Source organism: Psychrobacter sp. UBA2514, from assembly GCF_002341255.1.
Taxonomy (GTDB): Bacteria; Pseudomonadota; Gammaproteobacteria; order Pseudomonadales; family Moraxellaceae; genus Psychrobacter; species Psychrobacter pacificensis.
The window spans coordinates 74,222-78,129 of record NZ_DDNS01000035.1; the positions used below are offsets into that span (position 1 = coordinate 74,222).

General features: G+C 43.6%; 3 protein-coding genes. All 3 read right to left on the reverse strand.

Features of this window, described 5'->3' with window-relative positions:
- The coding region (locus B3V51_RS09725) for a DEAD/DEAH box helicase (RefSeq protein WP_286708324.1) at positions 1-1,043 on the reverse strand (1,043 nt) is incomplete at its 3' end.
- A 565-nt stretch (positions 1,044-1,608) separates the two neighbouring features.
- The gene (locus tag B3V51_RS09730; RefSeq protein WP_286708325.1) at positions 1,609-2,691 is read right to left on the reverse strand and encodes a DUF1176 domain-containing protein; all 1,083 of its coding nucleotides are present in this window, start codon (positions 2,689-2,691) and stop codon (positions 1,609-1,611) included.
- A 243-nt stretch (positions 2,692-2,934) separates the two neighbouring features.
- Positions 2,935-3,774: a glutathione-dependent disulfide-bond oxidoreductase gene (gene yghU / locus B3V51_RS09735; protein ID WP_286708326.1), complete on the reverse strand. Its 840-nt coding sequence runs from the start codon at positions 3,772-3,774 to the stop codon at positions 2,935-2,937.
- Between the last annotated feature and the right edge of the window lie 134 nt (positions 3,775-3,908).

The window sequence follows — 3,908 nt, forward strand, 5'->3', positions numbered from 1 at the left end:
CCACGGGCAGCAACGTCAGTCGCTACTAAGATTTTTACCTTACCATTACGCAAATCTTGAACGATGCGGTTACGCTTGCTCTGTGGCAGGTCACCATGTAGGAAGCTTGCTTTATGACCCGCTTCTTGTAGTTGTTTTGCCAATTTTTCAGTGCTACGTTTGGTTGCAGCAAAGATAATGATTTGATCCATCTCTTGTTGGCAAACGATTTTGTCAAGCAAGCGGTTTTTGTGATCAAAATCATCACAGTAGTACACTTTTTCTTCGATGTGTGCAGATTCTACTTTGATTGATACGCGCTCAGGGTTCTTAGTGAAGCTGGCAGCGATTTTACCGACTGGGCCATCCCAAGTTGCTGAACACATGATCGTCTGACGATCGATTGGCGCGGCGCTTAAGATATCACTGATGTCATCAGCAAAACCCATGTCTAGCATACGGTCCGCTTCATCTAGTACCAACACTTCAAGGTTTGATAAATCCACACGGCCTGCTTTTATATGGTCAAGCAAACGACCAGGCGTGGCGACGATGACCTGTACACCTTTACGTAAGGCGGTGATTTGACCGTTGTAAGGCGCGCCGCCGACCAAGGGCACGCAGAACAAACCGCGCATGTCTTTTGAATACGTGCGTACGCTGTCATGCACCTGCTGAGCAAGCTCGCGCGTTGGCGTTAGGATAAGTGCTTTGGTCAGTTTATCAAAGCTGGTGGCACGGCTTAAGCGATCGAGTACTGGGATTACGAATGCTGCTGTTTTACCACTACCTGTTTGCGCTGACAATAAAAGGTCACGGCCGGCTAGTGCAAACGGAATGGCTTGTTCTTGGATAGGGGTTGGATTGGTATAACCGATACGATCAAGCGCGGTCAAAATCGGCTTGGCAATATTAAGATCGCTAAAGGTTGTTTTGTCTTCTGAGGCCGCATCTGTTGCTGCTTGAGCAGTAGCGTCATTGTTAGAGGCGTCAGTGTTTGCAGTAGTGTCGTTGCTTTCGATGATACCGTTTTCAGCGGCAATTGCAGATAAGATGTCAGTCATAGGAATCCTTGGTAAGTATAAGCTGCTGTAAATTCAGCAAACTTGATGCATACCACTGATAACCGTTCATTACGCTGCTTTTATTAAAGGTTACCGAGCAACATAAAAGTGTCGATAATCAGAAACCAAGCCATTAGAGCTTAGCGTCTTTATAATAAATGCGTTCGTGCTGTCTGACGTATTTTGGTGGTAGTGCCGAGTGTCTTATCCATGCTTGATATACGCGCATTATCAATGCTTTGTCCAAAGCAGATAATCGCAAACAGCAACCAATCTAGACCCTATATAGGTCAGTAGATAAGATATGAGTCAAAAATAACTGATATGTTTAAGACGTTATTTAAGTACACAAAATCATCGGCAACAATTACTTATGGTCATCCTAGACCCAAAATCGCAGGCGATGTTATCAATCTCATAATTCACGAAAGCCTAAGCTTGCGTGGCGACGCAGTATAGCACAATAAAAAATTATGTGTAGCCATTTATTCAATTACTAAGTAAATAGCCCGAATAAGTCCTCTATTGAGCATGCTAAACGTCTCATTCAACAAAAAATCGGTGATTATTTGACTACTTTAACATCCGTGACATAAGTCGGCAGCTGCCATGCCCCGCCCGCTTCGATAAGACGGCACAGTCCAGTGGTGCTTTCATGGCTTTTCTCAAACGCGCGGCCCGTCCACACCCAATCGACTTGACTCATACAGTCGCCAATACCGCGACCTTTTTGTACTGAGCTAAGCTTACCTTTGTCGTAATTGGTGGCGCTAGTCGTGACCAATGTCGGCTTGTAAGGTTTGCTATCATTGATCACCCACACCCCACTACCCGCATTGTAAGCAGCTGTCCAACAATCATGCTGTGCGAGCAGCTGTGAATCATTTAGGCGACTGACACGCCAAGGTGACTTGTCTGATAGATTTGGGCAGTCAGCATCGGCATCTTTCATCGTTCCTTTCATCAATGAGGCCAATTGAGAGGATCTCATGACAAACTTTTTATCGCTAGCAGCAGACTTGCCACTAGGCTCTACAAAACGTAGTACAGGTACTGCTTTAGGGGGTAAGACATTACTATTAGATTTGGTCGCATTATCATGGTTCATCATCGCACTTGGCGTACCCACGCGTCCTTGGACATCATCGGCCCTTAACATGACCGCACTAGCTCCTCTGTCTGAGAGTTGCCAGCGCGAGTTACGTAATGCGAATGTGATTTTGCTTGATCGCTGAAGGGCGCTAACTAAGGCGGTAACTTGCGCTTGGGTTAGCTCAGCACTGCCTGCGGCTGCAGAATATGGTTTGGTTTCACCATAATTTTGATCGTTAATAAATAGTGATATCCGGTGACGGTTACCTAATTGCATTAAGGCTTTAGAGGAGCTGTCTTTGGTACCACCAAGCTTGACTTTGCCATCTACAGCGGCGTTTGCCCCTGCACGGCGGGTCAATAAGACAGAGACAGGAAATTCACTATTATTTTCTGCTTGATAGCCTGCTATCCGGCAAGTACGGGTATTATCACAGACTACCTGCCAATCTTGGCTGGTAAACTCAGTTTTGGCGTTCACCATACTCGCTGTACCAAACAAAGCCATACTAACTGCTGCAAGCATAGGTAAGCGCATTTTATTATTGTGTTTCATAATCCATTACTCATCAATCAAATAAGTATAAATACCTGTCTGTCACGGTGATAAGCGGTTATCTTAACGCATTAATGTTTCTATCTGTTATGCTAATGTACCATTATGTAAACACAAAAGAAAGTGGTCATCAATTTTATATTTATTATTTTAAATATAATAAAAATAGGCCGATAAGTGCGTAACTTAAACTTACCGGCCTAACTGTCATTGAAAATAATTAAATGATGCTCGTGCTAATAACTAATCGATTGGCTTTAGTTCTAGCTCCACAGCACGCTTGACGGCAGGTCTCTCAGCAATTTTTTTCGCCCAGCGCTGTATGTGTTTGTAGTCTTGTACTTGCAAAAACTCTGCCGCATCATATAGCTTACCGAGTACCAACTGTCCATACCATGCCCAAATAATCATATCGGCAATATTATAATCAGCCTCATCATTACCGCATAAATACTCACTGTCTTTTAGATGGGTATCTAATACATCAAGCTGACGTTTAGTCTCCATGGTATAACGATTAATTGGATATTCTAACGGCTCTGGTGCATAGGCATAGAAATGTCCGAAGCCGCCACCTAAAAAAGGCGCACTACCCATTTGCCACATGATCCACGACAGACAATCCGCTCTCGCTTTTCCTAGCGATAAAGGTAGGAATCTATCAAATTTTTCTGCCAGATACATCAAGATAGCGCCCGACTCAAAAAGAGCAATCGGCTCGCCAGCGGTACCAGCAGAATGATCGACCAACGCTGGAATTTTAGAGTTAGGGTTAATCGCTACAAACCCTGAGCCAAACTGTTCACCTTGCGAGATATCAATTTTATAAGCATCGTACTCAGCACCGCTAATACCAAGCTCTGCCAGCTCTTCTAATAAGATATTAACTTTAACACCATTGGGTGTGTTCAGTGAGTATAGCTGTAGCGGAGCATCGCCTACTGGTAGCTCTTTATCATAACGAGCGCCAGAGGTTGGGCGATTGATGCTTGCGAACTTACCGCCGTTGTCTTTGTCTTGTGTCCAAACTTTAGGCGGTACATATTTATCGTTTTGTGTGTCACTGGTTGATGCATTACTCATAAAATATCCTTAGTTATTATTGCCATTATTTTTGGTTATATTAGCTTTTACTTATCTTAGTACTGTTTTTCTTGATATAGTCAATCCTAAATAAAACAGATACATTATATATCAAGGTGGAACTGGTCTAAATT